This window comes from Kocuria sp. cx-455 (genome assembly GCF_057707085.1).
Genome location: NZ_JBYIPM010000003.1, coordinates 294691 through 314198 on the forward strand (window position 1 = coordinate 294691; position 19508 = coordinate 314198).

The following is a 19508-nucleotide window of genomic DNA, read 5'->3' on the forward strand; positions in this document are numbered from 1 at the left end:
CCCGGCCTCAGTACTCCGCGGGACCCGCGACCTCGAAGAACGGGCCCTTGGGCTCGAACACCCGCCCGGTGAGCCGCTCGTAGGCTTCCACGTACCGCGCGCGTGTCTTCTCGACCACGTGTTCGGGAAGTTCCGGAACGGGGCCGTTACCGTCCCACCCGGACTCCTCGGAACGCAACCAGTCACGGACGTACTGTTTGTCGAACGAGGGCTGCGCTTGACCCGGTCTGTAGGTCTCCGCATCCCAGAAGCGGGAGGAGTCCGGGGTCAGAACCTCGTCACCCAGTGTGATGGCACCTCGGTAGGAGTCCAGCCCGAACTCCATCTTGGTGTCGGCCACGATGATACCGCGCTCGCGTGCAATCTCCTCGGCCTCCGAATAAATGGTCAGCGACAGCTCACGTAAGCGGTCCGCCACTGCGTTACCCACCACATCGGACATTTCCCGGAAGGTGATGGGCTCATCGTGTTCACCCAGCTCGGCCTTACCGGTCGGGGTGAACATGGGGCTCTCCAGCCGATCTCCGTCCCTCAGCCCCTCGGGTAACTCCACGCCGCAGATCGATCCCGTTGCCTTGTAATCCTTGAGGCCCGAGCCGGTGAGATAACCGCGCACGATGTTCTCGACCGGGAACATGGACAGGTTTTTGCAGATCACCGCACGGCCGCGCACCGATTCGTGAACGTCGGTCGTGAGAATGTGATTGGGGATGCCCGTGAGCTGCTCGAACCACCACAGGGACAACTGATTCAAGATGATGCCCTTGTCCGGGATCTCGGTGGGCAGCACCTGGTCGAACGCGGAAATCCGGTCACTCGCGAGCACCAGGACGGACCCGGCGCGGTACTCGGCGTTGTCGTGGATGGCAACCCCGGTGGCCCGCAGGCGGGATTCGTCCGGTACATACAGTTCGCGGACCTTACCCGTATAGGCGTGCTTCCAGCCGGGAATCTCGGGCGGTACGGAATGCTCACTCATGCTTGTTCCTCAGCTGTGGTCGGGAGCGTGACGCGCCCCTCGGCGGCAGCGAGCGCAATGTCACCGCGGTAATGCCCACCGGGGAGGGAGATCAATTCCATTCCACGATAACCACGCTCGCGAGCTTCTTGGAGATCTGCACCGTGGGACACCACGGCCAGCACGCGGCCACCGGCGGAGACAATGTCTCCCGCGGTGTCGGCGGCGGTGCCCGCGTGGATCACGTGGGTCTCGGCCACGGAGTCGATCCGGTCCAGACCACTGATGGGATCACCCTTGCGCGGAGCTCCGGGGTAGTTCTGCGCCGCGAGCACCACGGTCACCGACGCACCGGGCTTCCACTGCAGGGCTCGGTCCTCGGAGAGGCGGCCGGCGGCGGCGTCGAGCATGAGCTCGCCCAGCGGGGACTCGAGCATGGTCAGCACGGACTGGGTCTCGGGGTCTCCGAAACGCGCGTTGAATTCAATGACCTGTATGCCGCGCCGGGTGGCCGCGAGGCCGCAGTAGAGCACACCCACGAAAGGTGTGCCGCGGCGTCGTAATTCAGCCACCACGGGGCGGGCCACACGCTCCACGACCTCGTCCGTGAACCCCTCGGGCAGCCAATCCAGGGGCGTGTACGCCCCCATGCCGCCCGTGTTGGGGCCCTGATCGTTGTCGCGTACGCGTTTGAAGTCCTGCGCGGGGAGCAACGGAACCACGCGCTCGCCGTCCGTGATGACGAACAAGGAGACCTCGGGGCCGTCCAGGAACTCCTCGATCACCACGGCGCCGCCAGCCTCGATGCACTCACGAGCGTGGGCCTCCGCGCGGTCGGTGTCGCTGGTGACCACCACGCCCTTGCCCGCGGCCAGGCCGTCGTCCTTGACCACGTGCGGCGCGCCGAACTCCGCGAGCGCCTCGCGGACCTCTGCCATGTCGGAGGTGGCCACGGCGCGTGCCGTGGGGACGTGGGCGGCGGCCATGATCTCCTTGGCGAACGCCTTGGAGCCCTCGATGCGCGCGGCGTCCTTGGAGGGCCCGAACACCGCGAACCCGGCTCCGCGCAGGGCATCGCCCACGCCCGCGACCAACGGGGCCTCCGGGCCCACCACCACGAGATCCGCGCGCAGTTCACGAGCCAGCTCGGTGACCGCTCGGGGGTCCTGGGCGTTCACGGCGTGCACGGGAACGTCCCGGGCGATCCCGGCGTTACCGGGTGCGGAGTGAACTTCGCTGACCTTGGGATCTCTCAGCAGGGACTTGATTATCGCGTGTTCTCGGCCGCCTGGGCCCACCACCAAAACCTTCACGTGCTCAGCGTATCGGCACGGGGTGCACCTACTCCAACGTTTCCCGTGATCACGCTGACATACTGGGGTGCATGCACACTTTCAGTTCTGAACAGGCCGTTGATCTCGCAGAGGTCGAGCGCAGCGGGTTCGTGGAGTCCCGGCATCGCGGCTCGGCCGTGGTCCTAGCCCCGGACGGTTCCGTGGCCCTGTCCTTGGGCGCCCCGGACGAACTGATCTTCCCCCGTTCCACGCTCAAACCGTTCCAGGCCATTGCGTCCATGAAGGCCGGCGCCCCGCTGCGTGGAGATCAGGTGGCCATCGCCGCCGCCTCCCACACGGGCACCTTCGATCACCTGGATGCGGTCAGCTCCATCCTCAAAGCAGCAGAGCTGACCCCGGACGCACTGCAGTGCCCCCAGGACTGGCCGCAGGACGAGGACACCCGTGCCTGGTTGATCCGCACCGAGCGCGGCAAGAACCGCATGTGCATGAACTGCTCCGGCAAGCACGCGGCGTTCCTGTGGGCCTGCGTGGTCAACGAGTGGCCCCTGGACAGCTACCTGGATCCGCAGCATCCGCTGCAGCAGCTCGTGATCGAGACCATCGAGAATTTTTCCGGCGAACGGGCCCAGCACGTGGGCATCGACGGCTGCGGGGCACCGCTCACGGCGCTCACCCTGACCGGGCTGGCCCGCATGTACTCCACGCTGGGTCGCGCGGCACGCAACATTCAGGCGGACGCCCGCGCCGCTACGGTGGCGACCTCCATGCTCGACTATCCCGAGTACGTCCAGGGTCCCGGCCGCTCGAACACCGTGATCATGGAGGAGCTGGACGTGATCACCAAGCTCGGCGCGGAAGGCGTGCTGGGCCTGGGAACGCGGGGTGGTTGGTCCGTGGCCATCAAGATGCTCGACGGCTCGTCCCGCGCCAACGCGCTGGTGGGCCTCACACTCCTCGCTCAGGTGGGTGCCATTTCCACCGGGGACGCCGCTCGCGTCCTGGACAAGGTGCTGCGCCCCATTACCGGGGCCGGGAAACCCGTGGGTGCCATTAAGCTCGCGCGTCCCGTGCTGGACCTGCTCGGCTGACCGGCTCCGCTCGACGGATCCCCAGCCAACGAATCGCTACTACTTCTGGAGGCATCGCACCGTGAGCGTGCGTCGCAAGGTCAATCCCGCGGACGGCACCCTAGCCCTGGCCCGGTGGCGCCAGGACCCCGATGCGTCACCGCGCAAGACCACGGCCTTGGCCGTGCGCTACTGCTTGGAAGAACTGGCCACCCGCGCCGAAGGAAACTCCGTTGAAGTGCGGGTACCCCCCTTCGGCGTGACCCAGTGCATGGCCGGACCCCGCCACACCCGCGGCACACCCCCGAACGTGGTGGAAACCGATGCCCTCACGTGGCTGCGCCTCGCCACCGGCCAACTCGATTGGGCGAGCGCCGTGGCGGACGGCGCGGTGGCGGCGTCGGGAACCAGAACCGACCTCTCCGACTGGCTGCCGCTGTTCGACTGAGGTGAGTGCCAGCAGATCCCCGGCGCTCACCGGCCCGCGAATACCGCGGGCCGGTGAACCCGCGATAGCCTGGCACCCATGAGTTCCGTGCCCAACAACACCCCCGAGTCTGCTTCCCCCGAGCCTTCGCGCAAGGAACGGATGACCATCCGCCGGGCCCCCAATCTGCTCGCCTTCCTCATCACGGGGATGATTCTGGGCGCGGTCGCGGGCTTTCTGTTCGGGCTCCTGGGCCCGGAGTCCCAGTACTACACGCGCGGCGCGATCGTGGGATTCTTCCTGGTCATCGGCCTTCTGATCGGCGCGGCGGCGGGCTCGGTGGTGTCATTGATCATCGACCGCCTTTCGGTCAAACGCCGCCGCAATGTCACCGCGCAGATTGATGACGTGCGCGAAAGTCGTGACCGCCCCGGATCGTGAGACACTATTGTGGTGGTTCGATCCGATGGAAAACTCACTCATGACCTCTTGCCCGGTGAAAAAGGCCCCCAGGACGCATGCGGCGTTTTCGGCGTGTGGGCCCCCGGCGAGGACGTAGCCAAACTTACGTACTACGGGCTGTACGCGTTGCAGCACCGCGGGCAGGAGTCCGCGGGCATTGCCACGTCCGATGGTGACCGGATCTCGGTCTACAAGGACATGGGGCTGGTGTCCCAGGTCTTTGACGAGACCACGTTGAACACGCTCCAGGGGCACGTGGCCGTGGGCCACTGTCGCTACTCCACCACGGGTGGGTCCCACTGGGCCAACGCGCAGCCCACCCTGGGTGCCACCCCGCACGGAACGGTGGCGCTGGCCCACAACGGCAACCTGACCAATTCCGCCGAACTGCACGACCAGCTCATCGACAAGTCGGGTTTCCCGTCCCGCGGTGAAATGGCCCAGGGCAACACCACGGACACCGCGCTGATCACGGCGCTGCTGGCGGAGCACCCTCACGGGTCCCTCGAGGACGCCGCCATGCACCTGCTGCCCAAACTCACCGGCTCCTTCTGCTTGTCCTTCATGGACGAAACCACGCTGTACGCCGCTCGCGACCCCCAGGGCATCCGCCCACTGGTGCTGGGTCGTTTGGAGCGCGGCTGGGTGGTCGCGTCCGAAACGGCTGCCCTGGACATCGTGGGCGCATCGCTGGTGCGTGAAATCGAACCCGGTGAATTCATTGCCGTGGACGAGAACGGCCTGCGAACCCGCCGCTTCGCGGAGGCCAAGCGCGCCGGTTGCGTCTTCGAGTACGTGTACCTGGCCCGCCCGGACACCACCATCAACGGGCGCTCGGTCTACGAATCCCGCGTGGAAATGGGCCGCCAGCTGGCCCGCGAACACGCGGTCGACGCGGACCTGGTCATGCCCACCCCCGAATCCGGGACCCCGGCCGCTATTGGCTACGCGGAAGCCTCCGGCATCCCGTTCGGTCACGGGCTGGTCAAGAACTCCTACGTGGGCCGCACGTTCATCCAGCCCTCGGACACCATCCGCCAGCTGGGCATCCGGCTCAAACTGAACCCGCTGCGCTCGATCGTGGCCGGTAAGAGGCTGATCGTGGTGGACGACTCGATCGTGCGCGGCAACACGCAGCGCGCACTGGTGCGGATGCTGCGCGAGGCCGGGGCTGCGGAAATCCACATCCGGATCTCCTCACCGCCCATCAAATGGCCGTGCTTCTACGGCATTGACTTTGCCTCTCGCGCGGAACTGATCGCCAACGGGCTTGCCGTGGAGGACATCCGGGCATCCCTGGGTGCCGATTCGCTGGGGTACATCTCCCATGACGGCATGGTCGAAGCCACCAAGCAGCCCCGGGAGATCCTGTGTACGGCATGCTTCTCCGGCATGTACCCCACTCCCCTGCCCGAGGCCGACAGGCTCGGCAAGGCCGTTCTCGAAGCTCCGGGCAGCACGGCACCGCCGGCGAAGCTGCGCGAGCCGAACCAGACCGTACCCCAGATCCCTGCCACCCAGGAGAACAGCGCATGAGCAACATCCAAGACGGCGCCGGTGCCCAGTCCGTGACCTACGCGAGCGCCGGAGTGGACGTTGAAGCCGGTGACCGCGCCGTGGAACTCATGAAGTCTGCGGTCAAGGCCACTCACTCGTCCAACGTGATCGGTGGCGTGGGTGGATTCGCCGGGCTCTATGACGTCTCGGAACTCACCACGTACCGCAAACCGTACCTGGCGACCTCCACGGACGGCGTGGGCACCAAGGTGGCCATTGCCCAGAGCCTGGACATCCACGACACCATTGGCTGGGACCTGGTGGGCATGGTCGTGGACGACATCGTGGTGGTGGGCGCCAAACCGCTGTTCATGACCGATTACATCGCCACGGGCAAGGTGGTTCCCGAGCGTATCGCTGACATCGTGCGTGGCATTGCGGCCGCGTGCGACGCCGCCGGGACCGCCTTGGTCGGTGGCGAGACCGCCGAGCACCCGGGCCTGCTGGCTCCGGACGAGTACGACGTGGCCGGAGCGGCCACCGGCGTGGTCGAGGCGGATGAGTTACTCGGACCGGACCGTGTGCGGGCCGGTGACGTGATCATCGGCATGGCTTCCTCCGGCATCCACTCCAACGGGTACTCCCTGGTGCGCCGGGTGATCAATGTGGCCGGCTGGCAGCTGGAACGTCAGGTCTCCGAACTCGGTCGCACCCTGGGCGAGGAACTGCTCGAGCCCACGCGCGTCTACACCGCCGATGTCCTGGACCTGGCCCGGGCCTTCCCCGTCAACGGCGAGGACGGGCAGACGGGCCACGGCGTCCGGGGGTTCTCGCACGTGACCGGCGGAGGCTTGGCCGCCAATTTGGCCCGCGTGCTTCCCTCGGGGTTGCAAGCCACCGTGGACCGTTCCACGTGGCAGCTGCCGGCCGTTTTCCAATTGGTTGGTCAGCTGGGCAATGTTCCCCTGCCGGATCTGGAGCGCACCCTCAATGTGGGCGTGGGCATGGTTGCCATTGTGGATCCCTCGGTGGCGGATGCCGCCGTGGAGCACCTCAACAAGCGTGGCGTGAATTCCTGGCTCATGGGCGAAGTAGGCCCCGTGGACGCCGGCGCCAAGCACGCAGGGCCGGACTGGGTGCAAGGAGCCAAGGGCGTGGACGGCGGCGGCGTGCTCATGACGGGCACCTACGCCAACTGATCGTTCCCGGTCCTACGTATCAACAGGAAGTGCGCACAAGCAACCGCCCCAACCACTTATGGTGTGGGGCGGTTGCTTGTCAAGGACAACGTGCTCGGACCCGAAACATGGTGCTCCACGTTCGCGTGACGCATGCGTTGTGCTGGCGGTGACGCGGGCCTCAGTGGGTTTCCGCGTGAACCAGGTCAGTCGTAGTCGGAGTATTTCTCCGCGTAGGCCGAGTAATCATCTTCTTCCTCGTGACGATCCTCGTGGTCTACGGCTCGGGAGGACGGTTTGCTGGACCGCAGCTCGCGCTGCAGCGCCGAGTAGTCGGTTTGCGGGCTGAAGTACTTCATCTCCCGCGCCTGCCGTGTCGCCTTCGCCTTTTGACGGCCGCGCCCCATGGCGTGACCCCCTCTGCGTCTCGTGTCCGATGGGCGGCACCGTATCAACGCACTGCGCACACAGTACGGCCCCGGAGTATCTTGTCAGTTTTTCGTAGGTCCAGGTTACATGCTTTTACCCGCCCTTGCTGACGAGCGCTTCATCACATGACAAGAATCTCTTTACACGGTCTCGCTCGTTGCAAACGCACGGCAAATCCACCACTCTGGGCACCGAATCCACTGTGTTGGCGAACTCACGTGTCTCTCGGGCGACCCTCGCGGGCCCAACCGCGGGCGGCTGCCCGCTAAGGTGTTACGGTCCGGGCGGCCGACGCCGCCATCTTCAGTTCAGAACGCAGGTTCCGTCATGAGATCCTCGTCCCGCCCGGTTGCCGGGTCCGACGACGCCACCGCACGCTATCCCCACGACACTCACCCGGGTTTGGTTCCGGGTGTTTCCGTGGAGGAGCAGCGCGTCCGCTACCGCACCGACAAGATCACATTCGGTGTGGCCGGGGCGCTGATCATCGGTTTCGTGGTGTGGGGTGCGGTGTCCACCGAAACCTTGACCCGGGTCGCGTCGAGCGCACTGACCGGTGTCGTCACGTACGGCGGTTGGATCTTCACGTTGCTGGCCGCCGTGGTGCTGTTGTTCCTGCTCTACGTGGGTTTCTCCCGGTACGGCAAAATTCCCCTGGGCAAGGACGGTGAAGCGCCCGCCTACTCCATGGGGTCCTGGATCGCGATGCTGTTCGCCGCCGGGATGGGCGTGGGTTTGATCTTCTTCGGTGTTTATGAACCGATCACCTATTACATGACTCCCCCGCCGGGCCGCGCGGAAGCGGAGACGTACCATGCCATGCACTCTGCCATGGCTCAAACCATCTTCCATTGGGGTTTGCAGGCGTGGGCCATTTACGCCCTGGTGGGTGCCGCCGTGGGGTACGCCGCTTACCGCCGCGGTCGCCCGTTGTTGATGTCCGCTATTTTCGGCCAGCGGGCACATCTGACCGTGGGTGGCCGACTGATCGACACGTTTGCCATCATCGGCATCCTGTTCGCAACCTCGGCGTCCCTGGGCCTGGGAACCCTGCAGATCGGCAGCGGTCTGCAGATCATCACCGGAATGAGCGACGTGGGCAATGGCCTGTTGATCGCCATCATCGCGATTCTGACCTGCGTGTTCTTGATTTCGGCCGTCTCCGGAGTGGCCAAGGGCATCCGTCGACTCTCCAACTTCAACATGGTCCTGGCCGCCATCGTGGCGTTCTTCCTGTTCGTTGCCGGCCCCACCGTATTCCTGTTGAACTTCATTCCCTCCGTGGTGGGCACGTACTTCGGTGAGATGTTTCAGATGATCTCGATGTCCGCCTCTTGGGGCCCGGAGGCCGAGGAATTCATGCGCAGCTGGACCCTGTTCTACTGGGCCTGGTGGGTTTCCTGGGCACCCTTCGTCGGCACCTTCGTGGCTCGCATCTCGCGCGGCCGCACCCTACGCCAGTACGTGAGCGTGGTGCTGTTGGCGCCCACTCTGATCTGCGTGCTCGCGTTCTCCATCTTTGGCGGCACGGCCATTTGGCTGCAGCGCTCCGGCGCGGACATCGCCAGCGCCGCCTCTCCCGAGGCGATGCTCTTCCTGATGCTGGACGCGCTGCCCCTCAGCCAGATCACGCCCATCGTGATCATCATTCTGCTGGCCGTTTTTTTCATCACTTCCGCGGACTCCGCGACCCTGGTCATGGCCTCCATGTCCCAGCAGGGCAAACCCCACCCGGACAGGAGGATCACCATTTTCTGGGGCCTGGCGTTGGCCGGTGTTTCCTCGATCATGCTCCTGGTCGGGGGTTCGGACGCGTTGCAGGGGCTTCAGGACCTGGTGACCGTGGCGGCATTGCCGTTCGCGGTCATCCTATTGGCCCTGATCCCCGCGTTCCTGCGGGATCTGAGCACCGACCCCATGAGCCTGCGCCACCGCTACGCCCGCAAGGCACTGGATAACGCGGTGCGCCAGGGAATGGACCAGCACGGCGACGATTTCGCCATCGAGATCCGCCGCGAGAAGGGCCCGACCGCCGCCGGTCACGACGTGGACTCCACCTCGGAGCGCATGAGCGCCTGGTACCAGCGCACCGACGAGGACGATCAACCCGTGGACTACGACTACCGCGAAGATCGGTACGTGGAGGACGACGATTCCCGGTAAGGTCCCCACCCAGCATGGCGCCGGTGGCTGCCCCGGTCAGGGCAGCCACCGGCGCCAAGTTGTATCGGGCCGGCCGGGCCGATGCCGCAGCCTCACCCAGGCGGATCAGTCGTCGATGATCTCCGCATCCACGATGTCGTCGTGGCCGACGGAGGGCGAGCCCGCGGCGTCGTCGTGCGAGGACGTGACCGTGAGACCGTCCGCGGCGACGTCCGGATTAACGTCCACCCGGACGGTGTCCCCGTCGGTGATGTTGCCGGCGAGCAGGCCGCGGGCTAGGCGATCACCGATCTCGCGCTGGACCAGCCGACGCAGCGGGCGGGCGCCGTAGGCCGGGTCGTAACCGGCCAGGCCCAGCCACTCGCTGGCCGCGGGGGTGACGTCCAGAGCCAGGCGGCGCTGTTCGAGCCGCTTGGCCAGCTGCGCAACCTGGATGTCCACGATCTTGGCCAGATCCTCCACCGACAGCGGATCGAACATGATGATGTCGTCCAAGCGGTTCAGGAACTCGGGTTTGAACGAGGCATTGACCACGTTCATGACCGCTTCCTTCTTGGCCTCGAGATCCAGGTTCTGGTCCACCAGGAACTGGCTACCCATGTTCGAGGTCAGGATCAGGATCACGTTGCGGAAGTCCACGGTGCGGCCCTGGCCATCGGTCAGCCGCCCGTCGTCGAGGACCTGCAGGAGGATGTCGAAGACCTCGGGGTGGGCCTTTTCCACCTCGTCCAGCAGAACCACCGAATACGGACGACGCCGCACGGCCTCGGTCAGCTGGCCGCCCTCGTCATAGCCCACGTACCCCGGAGGAGCCCCGACCAAACGTGAGACGGAGTGCTTCTCCGAGTATTCGGACATGTCGATCCGGACCAGGGCGCGTTCGTCGTCGAACTGGAAGTCCGCCAAGGACTTGGCCAGCTCCGTCTTACCGACACCCGTGGGTCCTAGGAACAGGAACGAACCAATGGGGCGATCCGGGTCCGAGATCCCGGCACGTGAACGACGCACGGCATCTGCAACCGCAGTGACCGCGGGCTTCTGACCGATCAGGCGCTTGCCGAGCAGTTCTTCCATGTGGAGAAGCTTCTCCGACTCGCCCTGCAGCATCTTGCCCGCGGGAATGCCCGTCCACGCGGAAATCACCTCGGCGATGTCATCCGCTGAGACCTCCTCCGAGACCATGGTGTCCTCGCGGTGCTCACCGGCCTCCTCCTGAGCCTGCGCGGCATCGAGGTCCTTCTGCAGGCCCGGGATCTCACCGTAGAGCAGCCGCGAAGCCTCACCCAGGTCACCGTTGCGCTGGGCGCGCTCAGCCTGTGAGCGCAGATCGTCGATCTTGGCCTTGAGGTCACCCACGCGGTTCAGCCCCGCCTTCTCGGCCTCCCAGCGCGCATTGAGCGCATCCAGTTCGGCCTTCTTGTCCGCCATGTCCTGGCGCAGCGCGGCAAGGCGTTCGACGGACGCCGGGTCCGTCTCGCCCTCCAGGGCCAGTTCCTCCATGGTCAAGCGATCCACCTGACGGCGCAGCTGGTCGATCTCTTCCGGAGCGGAGTCGATCTCCATGCGCAACCGCGAAGCGGCCTCGTCCACCAGGTCAATGGCCTTGTCCGGCAGCTGTCGGCTGGGGATGTATCTGTTGGACAGCGTGGCCGCGGCGACCAGGGCGGAGTCCGCGATCTGCACCTTGTGGTGGGCCTCGTAGCGTTCCTTGAGCCCGCGCAGGATCGCCACGGTGTCCTCCACGGACGGCTCGCCCACGTAGACCTGCTGGAAGCGACGTTCCAACGCGGCATCCTTCTCGATGTTCTCGCGGTACTCGTCCAGGGTGGTGGCCCCGATCAAACGCAACTCACCGCGCGCCAACATGGGCTTGAGCATGTTGCCCGCGTCCATGGAGCCCTCGGAAGCTCCCGCGCCCACCACGGTATGGATCTCGTCGATGAAGGTCACGATCTGACCCTCGGACTGTTTGATCTCATCGAGTACGGCCTTGAGCCGTTCCTCGAATTCACCGCGGTACTTGGCTCCGGCAACCATCGAACCGAGGTCCAGGGAGATCAGCGTCTTACCGCGCAGGGACTCCGGCACGTCACCGGCGACCATCCGCTGAGCCAGCCCCTCGACCACGGCGGTCTTACCCACGCCGGGCTCACCGATCAGGACGGGGTTGTTCTTGGTCCGGCGCGACAGCACCTGCACCACGCGGCGAATCTCGGAATCACGACCGATCACCGGATCCAGCGTGCCCTCACGGGCAATGGCGGTAAGGTCCGTACCGAACTTCTCCAGCGACTGGAACGTACCTTCCGGGTCAGGGCTGGTCACGCGGCGGTCACCGCGAACCGAGGGGATGATCCGGCGCAGCTCTTCCGGTCCGACCCCGGCGTCCGCCAGCACGCTGGCCGCTTTGTCGTGACCGGAGGCAATACCGAACAGCAGGTGCTCGGTGGAAACGTAATCGTCCCCCAGCTCACGAGCGTAGTTCTCGGCAGCCTGCAGCGCCTGGAGCCCCGCCCGATTGAGCTGGGCCTGCGCGGTATTCGACCCCGATGCGCTGGGTAGCTGGCTGATGATGGTGCTTGCCTTCACCGAGACGGCGTCCACATTGGCGCCGGCGGCGTTGAGCACGGCCACGGCCACACCCTCGCGCTGATCCATCAGCGCCTTGAGCAGGTGTGCCGGTTCGATCTGCGGATTACCCGCAGTTGAGGCATTTGTGGCCGCTGCGGCCAGTGCCTCTTGAGACTTGGTAGTGAATTTGGTGTCCACAGCATCTCCTTGTCTTGTTTAGGTGATGTTTCTTTGGGTTAGAAACCATGGACCGCATGCATGCGCCCGAACCCTTCATTTAAATTGAGTCTACTCTACTCAACCCTGGCGTGGAAGGGTTTATTCCCCTCGAAGTCGCCCCGTAGCATACTGACTGTCATCCCGGCTCACGGACGGAGGAACAATGGCGCTCGCGGATCTGGTGCTCGAGGGCGGAGGCGCCAAGCTGCCCGGCCTGATCGGGGCGATCAGCGCGCTCACCGAAGATCCCGGGAACTACACGTTCCAGCGCGTTGCCGGGACCTCGGCGGGTGCGATCGTCGGAGCGCTGACCGCGGCGGGTGCCTCGGTCGAGTTCATGGAGCAGACGATGCTCGGCCAGGACTTCACCGAGTTCGAGGACGTCACTCCGCTGTTCCGATACGTCCCCGCACTGGGCCGTGTCGAGGGGCTGCTGCTGCACCAGGGCATGTACCGAGGCAGGGCACTGCATGCGTTCCTCACCGATCTGCTCGCGGACCTCGGAGTGCGGACGTGGGCCGACCTGCGTCAGGAGGACCCCGGCAGTTCGCTGACCCCGGACCAGCGCTACAAGCTCGTGGTCGTGGTCTCCGACATCTCCCGCGGCCGTGTCCTGCGCTTGCCGTGGGACTACCGAGAGCGGCTGGGCGTGGACCCGGATGACCAACCCGTTGCCGATGCGCTCTACGCCTCGGCCGCGATCCCGTTCTTCTTCCGACCTCGCCGGCTGCCTGCGGACCCCCGCGTGGTCGGCCACCGCTCGGTGCTGGGCGTGGACGGCGGACTGCTGTCCCGGTTCCCGGTGAGCATCTTCGACCGCACGGACCTCCTGCCCCCGCGCTGGCCCACCATCGGCGTCAAGCTCTCCGCGCAGGAGACCGCCAGCACCGGGTGGCGGCCCAATCACAGCACATTCCAGTATGCGGTATCGGTGATGGCGACCCTGGTCAACGCCCGGGACAGCATTCACATCAACGACCCGGAAGTAACGGCCCGGACCGTCTTCGTGGACACAACCGGCTATCGCAGCACCGGTTTCGACATCTCCCGGGAGCAAAAACTTGACCTATTCAATCGCGGGGCGCGGGCTGGCGAGCACTTCCTGGCCGGTCCCGACCGTAAAACCGGTGATCCCCGAGACGGTGGCCATCACCCATAGCCCTGTGCTGGAAAATGATATGCACCCTTACTTGTTGACAAAAGATATGTAGGCTTATCACGTCGACCACGTGTTGTATGAAAGGTGCCACTATGAGCAACAAGAACAACCAGCGTCCGGGCGGCCACCAGGCCGATGCCCAGGGTTCCACCGAAGCGCCGTCCAAGAAGGACATCGCCGCGGAGACCGGCAAGGCCGAGGGTCAGCAGCTCAAGAACGAGGCGGCCGGATCAGGCCGTCGAGTGAAGGAGACCGCCAAGGATCAGGCTGTCGCCGCCAAGGACGAAGCCGCACACCAGGCCAAAGACCTCCTGGGCCAGCTCAGGGACGATCTGCAGAGTTACGTTGGTCCGCAGCAGGAACGACTCGCCTCCACCGTGCGCTCCGTCAGCGACGAGGTCCACGCCATTTCGCAGGGTGAGAAGCCCGAAACCGACTACGTCTCCGGTCTGCTCGGCAGTGTCTCCGGCACAGTTGATTCGGTTGCCGCCTCCTTGGAGAACAAGAACGCTGAGGATCTGCTCGGCGACGTCCGTCGATTTGCAGCCCGCCGCCCCGGCACGTTCCTGGCCATTGCTGCCGGTATCGGCTTGCTCGCCGGGCGCGCAACCCGCAGCGCCAAGGACAGCGACGAGATCGGCAGCAGCAACGAGACCTCTGGCGGACAGCCCCGTGTCTACGGCACCCCTTCGGCCGACGAGACCTACGCGTACCGCGCCGATGCCGAAGCCCCTGCGCCTCGCACCTACACCGACCAGGTCCCCGGTTCCGTCTACCCCGGACAGGATGGCGAGCGTCGATGAGTCACCCCATTCCACCTACCGAACCCGAGCGACGCGCGGAGAACGAGTCCCTCGGCGAAATGTTCAAGTCGCTGAGCACCAACCTCACCACCCTGATTCAGCAGGAGATCGCTCTCGCCAAAGCAGAGACGACTCAGGCCGTTCAGAAAGCCACGGACTCGGCCAAAGACGCCGGCAAGGGCGCGGGAATGCTGGGCGGCGCCGGCGTAGCCGGTCACTTCGTTCTCCTGTTCCTGTCCCTCGCCCTCATGTGGGGTCTGGGTAATGTGGTGGGCCTTGGCTGGTCCGCAGTGATCGTCGCGGTCATTTGGGCCATCATTGCTGCGATCCTCGCCGCGGTGGGCAAGAAGAGCCTCGATAAGAGCAAGCGGAAGATGGCGCAAGCCACCAGTAATCCCCTGCCGAGAACCCGCGAAACCGTCAGCGAAATCCCGGATACCGTGAATCCCTCGAAGGAGACCCGATGAGCCAGCAGAACCCCGAAGAAATCCGCGCCGAGATCGAAGCCACCCGCGCTCGCTTGAGCGCCGACGTGGACGCCGTCACCGAAAAGGTGACCCCGGAGAACGTCGTGGATCGTCAGAAGGCCAAGGCCCGTCACAAGATCCAGGACATGCGCGAATCCATCATGGGCTCCAAGGACGACACCCGCGATCTGCGCGACGAGGCCTCCTATCGCATGGATCAGGCAGGTAACGCCGTCAGCAATGCGCCGGCCGCTGCCAAGGAAAAGACCCGCGGCAACCCGCTGGCTGCGGGCTTGATCGCCCTGGGTGCCGGCTGGCTGGTCGGTTCCTTGCTGCCATCGAGTCAGAAGGAGCAGGAACTCGTGGCCGAGGCCGCGGACCGCGTTCAGCCGCAGGTTCAAAGCGCCGTGGATTCCACCAAGGAAGCCGCGAAGGACATTGCCCAGGACTTGAAGGAACCGGCCCAGGAAGCCGCCCAGTCCGTCAAGGACATCGCACAGTCCGGTGCGGAGAAGGTCAAGTCCCAGGGCCAGCAAGAAGCCAGCCAGCTCAAGGATTCGGCGCGGGATTCCGCCAAGAACGTCAAGGACAACACCCAGCAGGCGTGATGTCCGACTGCTGTGCGTACTACTGAGGGCCCCTGACCAGCACTGGTCGGGGGCCCTCCCCTCGCCCACCGGTGACCAGTTAGTGCACTAAGCTTTCTGTTAAACATGTTCATGGGCGCCGCGTGCGCGTAGCACGTTGCCCGCCGTTTCTGAAGGGACCCACCGTGACCAGCGATTCCCCGTCCGAGCAGCCAGCTCCGCGCAAACCGAGCAAATTTCGCCGCTTCGACAATTTCGTGATGCGCTTTGTGGGGCCCGCGAACCGTAGTTCCATGAACTTGCGCGGCAACACGGAGATGAGCGACGAGGCCAAGGACTGGTACGACAACCTCCAGAACGACTTCGAAATGGTCAAGGACGCCAACGGCCAGACATATCTGCGCCGCCGAGGACAGTAAGAACCCCACCGCCGTATCGGGCCGAGATGTACGTGTCCTTGTGCGTCAGGTCCAGACCCCGGACGTCCCGCGTCGATGACTGCCCACCAGGTGGGTGTCCACCATCCCGATCGCTTCCATCAGGGCGAACGTCGTGGTGGGACCCACGAACGTGAACCCGCGTCTCTTCAGCTCCCTGGACAGGGCCTTGGATTCGTTGGAGACGGTGGGCACCTCGGCGAACGTCACCGGTTCCGGGGTGTGCTCGGGTGTGAAGGACCACACCAGCTCAACTAGTCCCCCGTCTTCGCGCAGGGCCAGCGTGGCCTGTGCGTTGTTGATGGTGGCTGCGATCTTCTGCCGGTTCCGGATGATGCGTGGATCCCGCATCAGCCTGGCCACGTCGGCTTCGCCGAAGGCCGCCACCCGGTCCGGTTCAAAATCCTCGAACACCTCCCGGAAAGCCGACCGCTTGGCCAACACCGTGCGCCACGACAGTCCGGCCTGGAAGGCCTCAAGCGCCACGCGTTCGAACATCCCGGCCTCGTCGCGCACGGGCAGGCCCCATTCGGTGTCGTAGTACTGACGCAGCAGCGGATCCTTGGCGGCCCACACGGGCCGCGCCAGCCCGTCCTCGCCGATGACCAGATCAGGATTGCTCGCCACCCTGCTCCTCTCCCGCGGCCGGTGCGGTGCTGTCGAAGAGCTCGCACGCGGCGTCGTAATAGGCATCACTCAAACCCAAATGTGTCATGCCCAGACGCAGGCACACCGCCTGCGATGCCGTATTGGCCGGGTGGGTCACGGCCACCACGCGCTCGAGGCCGGATGCGAAGGCGTGTTCCAGGACCGCCCGGGCTGCTTCGGTGGCGTAGCCGTGACCCCAGTGGTCGGGATGGACATGCCACCCGATCTCGATGTCCCGTTCGACCGCAGTTTTACTGTCAGGGATCGGTTTGAGCAGCAGGGACCCGGTCACGGTGCCGTCCTTGCGGCACACCGCCCACAACCCCTGCGTCGGCTCGGCCAGATAGCGCTCGTTCCACGCAATAATCTTGGCCCGCGCCTCGTCCAATGTTCGCACTCGCTGGGTTCCGTCACCTATGTAACGCTGCACCTCCGGGCGCGCATACATGTCCTGGACGAAGGCCGCGTCCGCCAGGGAATAGGGCCGCAATACGAGCCGAGGCGACGTCAGCGGCCGCGTCACGAACGCCTGGATTCCGACGACGCTGCTGCGCCACCTTGGTGCCCCGGCTCACCGTGGGCACGCTGGGCCTCCATGCGATCAAGTATGTCGTCCTCGCTGAGCGGTTCGCCGCGCAGCGCCCGCCGGGTGTTACGGAGGTCGGTGAGCGCCAGCAGCACCAGGGCTACCGCCATGGCCACGGATATCACGCCCAAGGTATTGGCGAAGCCGTAGGAAATCCCCATCATGTCCGGGCCGGTCAGTGCGGTGAACACGGATACGGTGCCGTCCGGCGTGGAGTCCGGAAGGAAGAACCCGAACAACGCCGTGGCGATCCACGAACCGGCCGCCGTGAGACTCCCCCGAAGACTTACCGACTCCGATGGGTAGAACTTCGCGTCCCTGCCGAACAGCCCCGCGGCTACCGTGTGCAGCGCCATCAGGGGAAGGCCCAGGGCAAAGGCGTACACCCAGACGAGCGACCCTAACGCGTCCACGACGATGCGCCCGAAGACGACCCAGATCACCAATACCATGGCCACCGTGGGCATCATCCTGGGCAGTACGCGCCGCCATGCGGAACCGGATCGGTGCAATGCGCGGGGATGCGTCTCATGAGAGCTCATGCCTTCATCGTAAGTGCGCCACAACCGAACCAGGGCCATGCGGCTCAGTCCCCTGATGCTCGCCGTCATGGCGCTGAATGCTTCGGCCAGTACAGTGACAACATGACCGATACTTCATTCCCTCGCGCAGTACTTTTTGACCACGACGGAACGCTGGTGGACACCGAACCCTTGTGGGCGCAGGGTAAGGAGCAGCTGGCGGCAACCCACGGCGGGGAATGGACCCAAGCAGATACGGATGCAACGTTGGGTCAGCCCATCGCCAAAACGGTTGAACGACTCAGCGAACTCGGTGTGCCCGGTGACCAGGATCAGGTGTTCCAGGAGTTCTACACCGTGCTCGAAACAATCCTTGGGGAGAACCCGCCCGGCTTCATCGCCGGCGTCGAGCCGCTGCTGCAGGATCTCGCGGAAGCGGGTATCCCCGCGGCCATCGTCACCAATGCCACCACGGACGTGGCAAAGTACACCGCCTCCATCGCGCCGGACAACCTTTTTCAGGTGATCATCGGTGATCAAGAGGTCGCAGCGGGTGTGAAGCCCAAGCCGGACCCGGACGCCTACTTGGAAGCGGCCAAGCGCCTGGGTGTGAGGCCGGAGGACTGCGTGGTCATCGAGGATTCCCCGTCCGGGGCGCAGGCCGGTGTGGCCGCCGGCATCATCACCGTCGCGGTTCCCGGCGAGCAGGAAATTCTGCCCCAGGCCGGCGTGGTCCACGTACCCAACCACTCGGAACTCACCCTGGACTTGCTGCGTACGCTCAAGCCGTAACGCACCGGCGTTCAACCCACGTACCGGATGCACACGTCAGGGCGGCCAGCCTTGGGTTCTAGCCGTTCTTAAAACGCCCCGAACGCGAGTGTTCCTATGAGGGCGACGATCGATATGACGATTGTGGATATCAGCCCAAGGAGCAGAGGCTTGACCCCGACCCGGATCAAGCTGGGTATGTGCACACCCAGCCCCAATGCGAACATGGCTGCGGCTAGCAGAAGCGTTTGCACGATGTGCAAACCCGCCAAGAGACTTGCGGGGAGAATTCCCGCCGTTCGGACCAACACGGAGACGATGAAGCCAACTACGAAGAGAGGCACAAGCGGGGGCTTCTGATCTCCGGGCTCGGAACCTTGACGTCTCATGTAAAGCGAGATTCCCGCGATAATGGGAGCCAGCGTGATAACCCTCGATAATTTGACCGTGACTGCCACGGCCAAGGCACCGCTACCGACAGCCCCGCCAGCAGCCACTACTTGAGCCACTTCATGGGTAACGGCTCCGATCCACATTCCTATCGACTCATCCGGCAGTCCGCATAGGCCGCCGAAGAAGGGGACCAGAGGGATCATGAGGGTCCCGTACAGAACGACCAGTGAAACAGCCGTGGCAACTTCATCGCTCTTGGCCTTGATTGCCCCTTCAGCGGCAGCCACCGCAGCGGCGCCGCAAATCGAGGAACCGGTCGCAATGAGGATTCTCTGGGCGAGGCCAACTCCCATGAGTTTGCCCACCCACACCGTGACGAAGAAGGTTACGGCTACCGATAACACCACGACCAGCAGTACACCACCGCCCAGATCCAGCACCGCAGACAGTGAAAGCTCCAGCCCGAGAAGCACAATACCGGCGCGCAGGAGTCGTTTGGACGCGAACCCGACCCCCGGCGCGAGGACCGAGGGGACGGTGACAAGGTTGCGCCACAAAGCGCCGAACACGATGGCGATCAGTAACGCACTCACACCCGTGAGCACCTGGGATGCCAACCATGCGACCCCGGCACCGAGCAAGCACACCACGACCCCGGCAATGTCGGCCGCCGCACGTCGCATTGCCTTTCGGATGCCCGTGGGCTCAGCGTTGGCTGCCGATACTGGAACCTCGACGTTATCGGTGTGAAGCGTATTGCGATCTGTAGTACCCATACCATCGACCATGACAACATTTGGCACCGCGCAGTAGCCTCCGATCCACCAAGGCTGCCATATGATGGTGATATGTCATACCTAGCGGCGA

The 19508-nt window shown here is 64.9% G+C and carries 20 protein-coding genes; 12 read left to right on the plus strand and 8 right to left on the minus strand.

All coding sequences use genetic code 11. From position 1 onward, the window contains the following. Positions 1-7 precede the first annotated feature (7 nt). Both AC3ENJ_RS06860 and purD read right to left on the minus strand, forming a co-directional pair. Positions 8-979, minus strand: a complete 972-nt coding sequence (locus AC3ENJ_RS06860; RefSeq protein WP_190780637.1) for a phosphoribosylaminoimidazolesuccinocarboxamide synthase — start codon at positions 977-979, stop codon at positions 8-10. Beyond that, a complete protein-coding gene (gene purD, locus AC3ENJ_RS06865) occupies positions 976-2271 on the minus strand; it encodes a phosphoribosylamine--glycine ligase (protein ID WP_431813508.1) in 1296 nt (431 codons plus the stop codon). Before purD ends, AC3ENJ_RS06860 begins: the two co-directional genes overlap by 4 nt. Before the next feature lie 71 nt (positions 2272-2342). On the opposite strand from purD, the gene AC3ENJ_RS06870 reads away from it, so the two are divergent. The 5 genes from AC3ENJ_RS06870 to purM all read left to right on the plus strand — a co-directional run bounded on the left by AC3ENJ_RS06870 (position 2343) and on the right by purM (position 6908). Next, complete coding sequence (locus tag AC3ENJ_RS06870; RefSeq protein ID WP_190806729.1) at positions 2343-3344, plus strand: asparaginase; 1002 nt, start codon at positions 2343-2345, stop codon at positions 3342-3344. A gap of 61 nt (positions 3345-3405) precedes the next feature. Next, positions 3406-3771 (plus strand): sterol carrier family protein, encoded by a 366-nt coding sequence (locus tag AC3ENJ_RS06875; RefSeq protein WP_190780640.1) that lies wholly within the window; start codon positions 3406-3408, stop codon positions 3769-3771. Positions 3772-3849: 78 nt separating this feature from the next. Then, on the plus strand, positions 3850-4191 hold the full coding sequence (locus AC3ENJ_RS06880) for an ABC-2 transporter permease (protein ID WP_190806728.1): 342 nt from the start codon (positions 3850-3852) through the stop codon (positions 4189-4191). Between the two features lie 12 nt (positions 4192-4203). Beyond that, complete coding sequence (gene purF / locus AC3ENJ_RS06885) at positions 4204-5748, plus strand: amidophosphoribosyltransferase (protein WP_190806727.1); 1545 nt, start codon at positions 4204-4206, stop codon at positions 5746-5748. Continuing rightward, positions 5745-6908: a phosphoribosylformylglycinamidine cyclo-ligase gene (purM, locus tag AC3ENJ_RS06890; protein WP_431813509.1), complete on the plus strand. Its 1164-nt coding sequence runs from the start codon at positions 5745-5747 to the stop codon at positions 6906-6908. Before purF ends, purM begins: the two co-directional genes overlap by 4 nt. A gap of 185 nt (positions 6909-7093) precedes the next feature. Here the strand turns inward: purM and AC3ENJ_RS06895 are convergent, their stop codons facing one another. Further along, a complete protein-coding gene (locus AC3ENJ_RS06895; protein ID WP_190780644.1) occupies positions 7094-7294 on the minus strand; it encodes a DUF3073 domain-containing protein in 201 nt (66 codons plus the stop codon). Positions 7295-7643: 349 nt separating this feature from the next. Here AC3ENJ_RS06895 and AC3ENJ_RS06900 point away from each other — a divergent pair, with 349 nt between their 5' ends. Continuing rightward, a complete protein-coding gene (locus AC3ENJ_RS06900) occupies positions 7644-9479 on the plus strand; it encodes a BCCT family transporter (RefSeq protein WP_190806725.1) in 1836 nt (611 codons plus the stop codon). A gap of 105 nt (positions 9480-9584) precedes the next feature. On the opposite strand, the gene clpB is transcribed toward AC3ENJ_RS06900, so the two are convergent. Continuing rightward, positions 9585-12248: an ATP-dependent chaperone ClpB gene (gene clpB, locus AC3ENJ_RS06905; RefSeq protein WP_431813510.1), complete on the minus strand. Its 2664-nt coding sequence runs from the start codon at positions 12246-12248 to the stop codon at positions 9585-9587. 184 nt (positions 12249-12432) lie between these two features. On the opposite strand from clpB, the gene AC3ENJ_RS06910 reads away from it, so the two are divergent. The 5 genes from AC3ENJ_RS06910 (at position 12433) to AC3ENJ_RS06930 (ending at position 15704) form a co-directional block, all read left to right on the plus strand. Continuing rightward, on the plus strand, positions 12433-13428 hold the full coding sequence (locus tag AC3ENJ_RS06910) for a patatin-like phospholipase family protein (protein WP_431813511.1): 996 nt from the start codon (positions 12433-12435) through the stop codon (positions 13426-13428). A 92-nt stretch (positions 13429-13520) separates the two neighbouring features. After that, the gene (locus AC3ENJ_RS06915; protein WP_431813512.1) at positions 13521-14231 is read left to right on the plus strand and encodes a hypothetical protein; all 711 of its coding nucleotides are present in this window, start codon (positions 13521-13523) and stop codon (positions 14229-14231) included. Further along, positions 14228-14698, plus strand: coding sequence for a phage holin family protein (locus AC3ENJ_RS06920; protein WP_190780649.1), 471 nt, complete (start codon positions 14228-14230; stop codon positions 14696-14698). Before AC3ENJ_RS06915 ends, AC3ENJ_RS06920 begins: the two co-directional genes overlap by 4 nt. Continuing rightward, positions 14695-15306, plus strand: a complete 612-nt coding sequence (locus AC3ENJ_RS06925; RefSeq protein WP_190780650.1) for a DUF3618 domain-containing protein — start codon at positions 14695-14697, stop codon at positions 15304-15306. Before AC3ENJ_RS06920 ends, AC3ENJ_RS06925 begins: the two co-directional genes overlap by 4 nt. A 164-nt stretch (positions 15307-15470) precedes the next feature. Continuing rightward, the gene (locus tag AC3ENJ_RS06930; protein ID WP_431813513.1) at positions 15471-15704 is read left to right on the plus strand and encodes a hypothetical protein; all 234 of its coding nucleotides are present in this window, start codon (positions 15471-15473) and stop codon (positions 15702-15704) included. A gap of 45 nt (positions 15705-15749) precedes the next feature. On the opposite strand, the gene AC3ENJ_RS06935 is transcribed toward AC3ENJ_RS06930, so the two are convergent. From AC3ENJ_RS06935 to AC3ENJ_RS06945, 3 genes are read right to left on the minus strand one after another with little or no spacing between them, the layout of a single operon-like run. Continuing rightward, positions 15750-16349, minus strand: coding sequence for a DNA-3-methyladenine glycosylase I (locus AC3ENJ_RS06935; RefSeq protein ID WP_431813514.1), 600 nt, complete (start codon positions 16347-16349; stop codon positions 15750-15752). After that, positions 16333-16893, minus strand: a complete 561-nt coding sequence (locus AC3ENJ_RS06940; RefSeq protein ID WP_308495794.1) for a GNAT family N-acetyltransferase — start codon at positions 16891-16893, stop codon at positions 16333-16335. Before AC3ENJ_RS06940 ends, AC3ENJ_RS06935 begins: the two co-directional genes overlap by 17 nt. Beyond that, positions 16890-17498 (minus strand): hypothetical protein, encoded by a 609-nt coding sequence (locus AC3ENJ_RS06945; protein ID WP_190806719.1) that lies wholly within the window; start codon positions 17496-17498, stop codon positions 16890-16892. The genes AC3ENJ_RS06940 and AC3ENJ_RS06945 overlap by 4 nt, the downstream gene beginning before the upstream one ends. A gap of 102 nt (positions 17499-17600) precedes the next feature. Between AC3ENJ_RS06945 and AC3ENJ_RS06950 the strand changes: the two genes are divergently transcribed. Next, positions 17601-18269: an HAD family hydrolase gene (locus AC3ENJ_RS06950; protein WP_431813515.1), complete on the plus strand. Its 669-nt coding sequence runs from the start codon at positions 17601-17603 to the stop codon at positions 18267-18269. Between the two features lie 68 nt (positions 18270-18337). Here the strand turns inward: AC3ENJ_RS06950 and AC3ENJ_RS06955 are convergent, their stop codons facing one another. After that, on the minus strand, positions 18338-19429 hold the full coding sequence (locus AC3ENJ_RS06955) for a YeiH family protein (RefSeq protein ID WP_431813516.1): 1092 nt from the start codon (positions 19427-19429) through the stop codon (positions 18338-18340). Between the last annotated feature and the right edge of the window lie 79 nt (positions 19430-19508).

Excerpts from the sequence above, each read along its gene's own strand:
- AC3ENJ_RS06915 (WP_431813512.1), top strand. The coding sequence starts at position 13,521 with ATGAGCAACAAGAACAACCAGCGTCCGGGCGGCCACCAGGCCGATGCC.
- purM (WP_431813509.1), top strand. The coding sequence starts at position 5,745 with ATGAGCAACATCCAAGACGGCGCCGGTGCCCAGTCCGTGACCTACGCG.
- AC3ENJ_RS06925 (WP_190780650.1), top strand. The coding sequence starts at position 14,695 with ATGAGCCAGCAGAACCCCGAAGAAATCCGCGCCGAGATCGAAGCCACC.
- AC3ENJ_RS06950 (WP_431813515.1), top strand. The coding sequence starts at position 17,601 with ATGACCGATACTTCATTCCCTCGCGCAGTACTTTTTGACCACGACGGA.
- AC3ENJ_RS06955 (WP_431813516.1), bottom strand. The coding sequence starts at position 19,429 with ATGGTCGATGGTATGGGTACTACAGATCGCAATACGCTTCACACCGAT.
- AC3ENJ_RS06895 (WP_190780644.1), bottom strand. The coding sequence starts at position 7,294 with ATGGGGCGCGGCCGTCAAAAGGCGAAGGCGACACGGCAGGCGCGGGAG.
- AC3ENJ_RS06945 (WP_190806719.1), bottom strand. The coding sequence starts at position 17,498 with ATGAGCTCTCATGAGACGCATCCCCGCGCATTGCACCGATCCGGTTCC.
- AC3ENJ_RS06920 (WP_190780649.1), top strand. The coding sequence starts at position 14,228 with ATGAGTCACCCCATTCCACCTACCGAACCCGAGCGACGCGCGGAGAAC.
- AC3ENJ_RS06880 (WP_190806728.1), top strand. The coding sequence starts at position 3,850 with ATGAGTTCCGTGCCCAACAACACCCCCGAGTCTGCTTCCCCCGAGCCT.
- AC3ENJ_RS06860 (WP_190780637.1), bottom strand. The coding sequence starts at position 979 with ATGAGTGAGCATTCCGTACCGCCCGAGATTCCCGGCTGGAAGCACGCC.
- AC3ENJ_RS06870 (WP_190806729.1), top strand. The coding sequence starts at position 2,343 with ATGCACACTTTCAGTTCTGAACAGGCCGTTGATCTCGCAGAGGTCGAG.
- AC3ENJ_RS06900 (WP_190806725.1), top strand. The coding sequence starts at position 7,644 with ATGAGATCCTCGTCCCGCCCGGTTGCCGGGTCCGACGACGCCACCGCA.
- AC3ENJ_RS06910 (WP_431813511.1), top strand. The coding sequence starts at position 12,433 with ATGGCGCTCGCGGATCTGGTGCTCGAGGGCGGAGGCGCCAAGCTGCCC.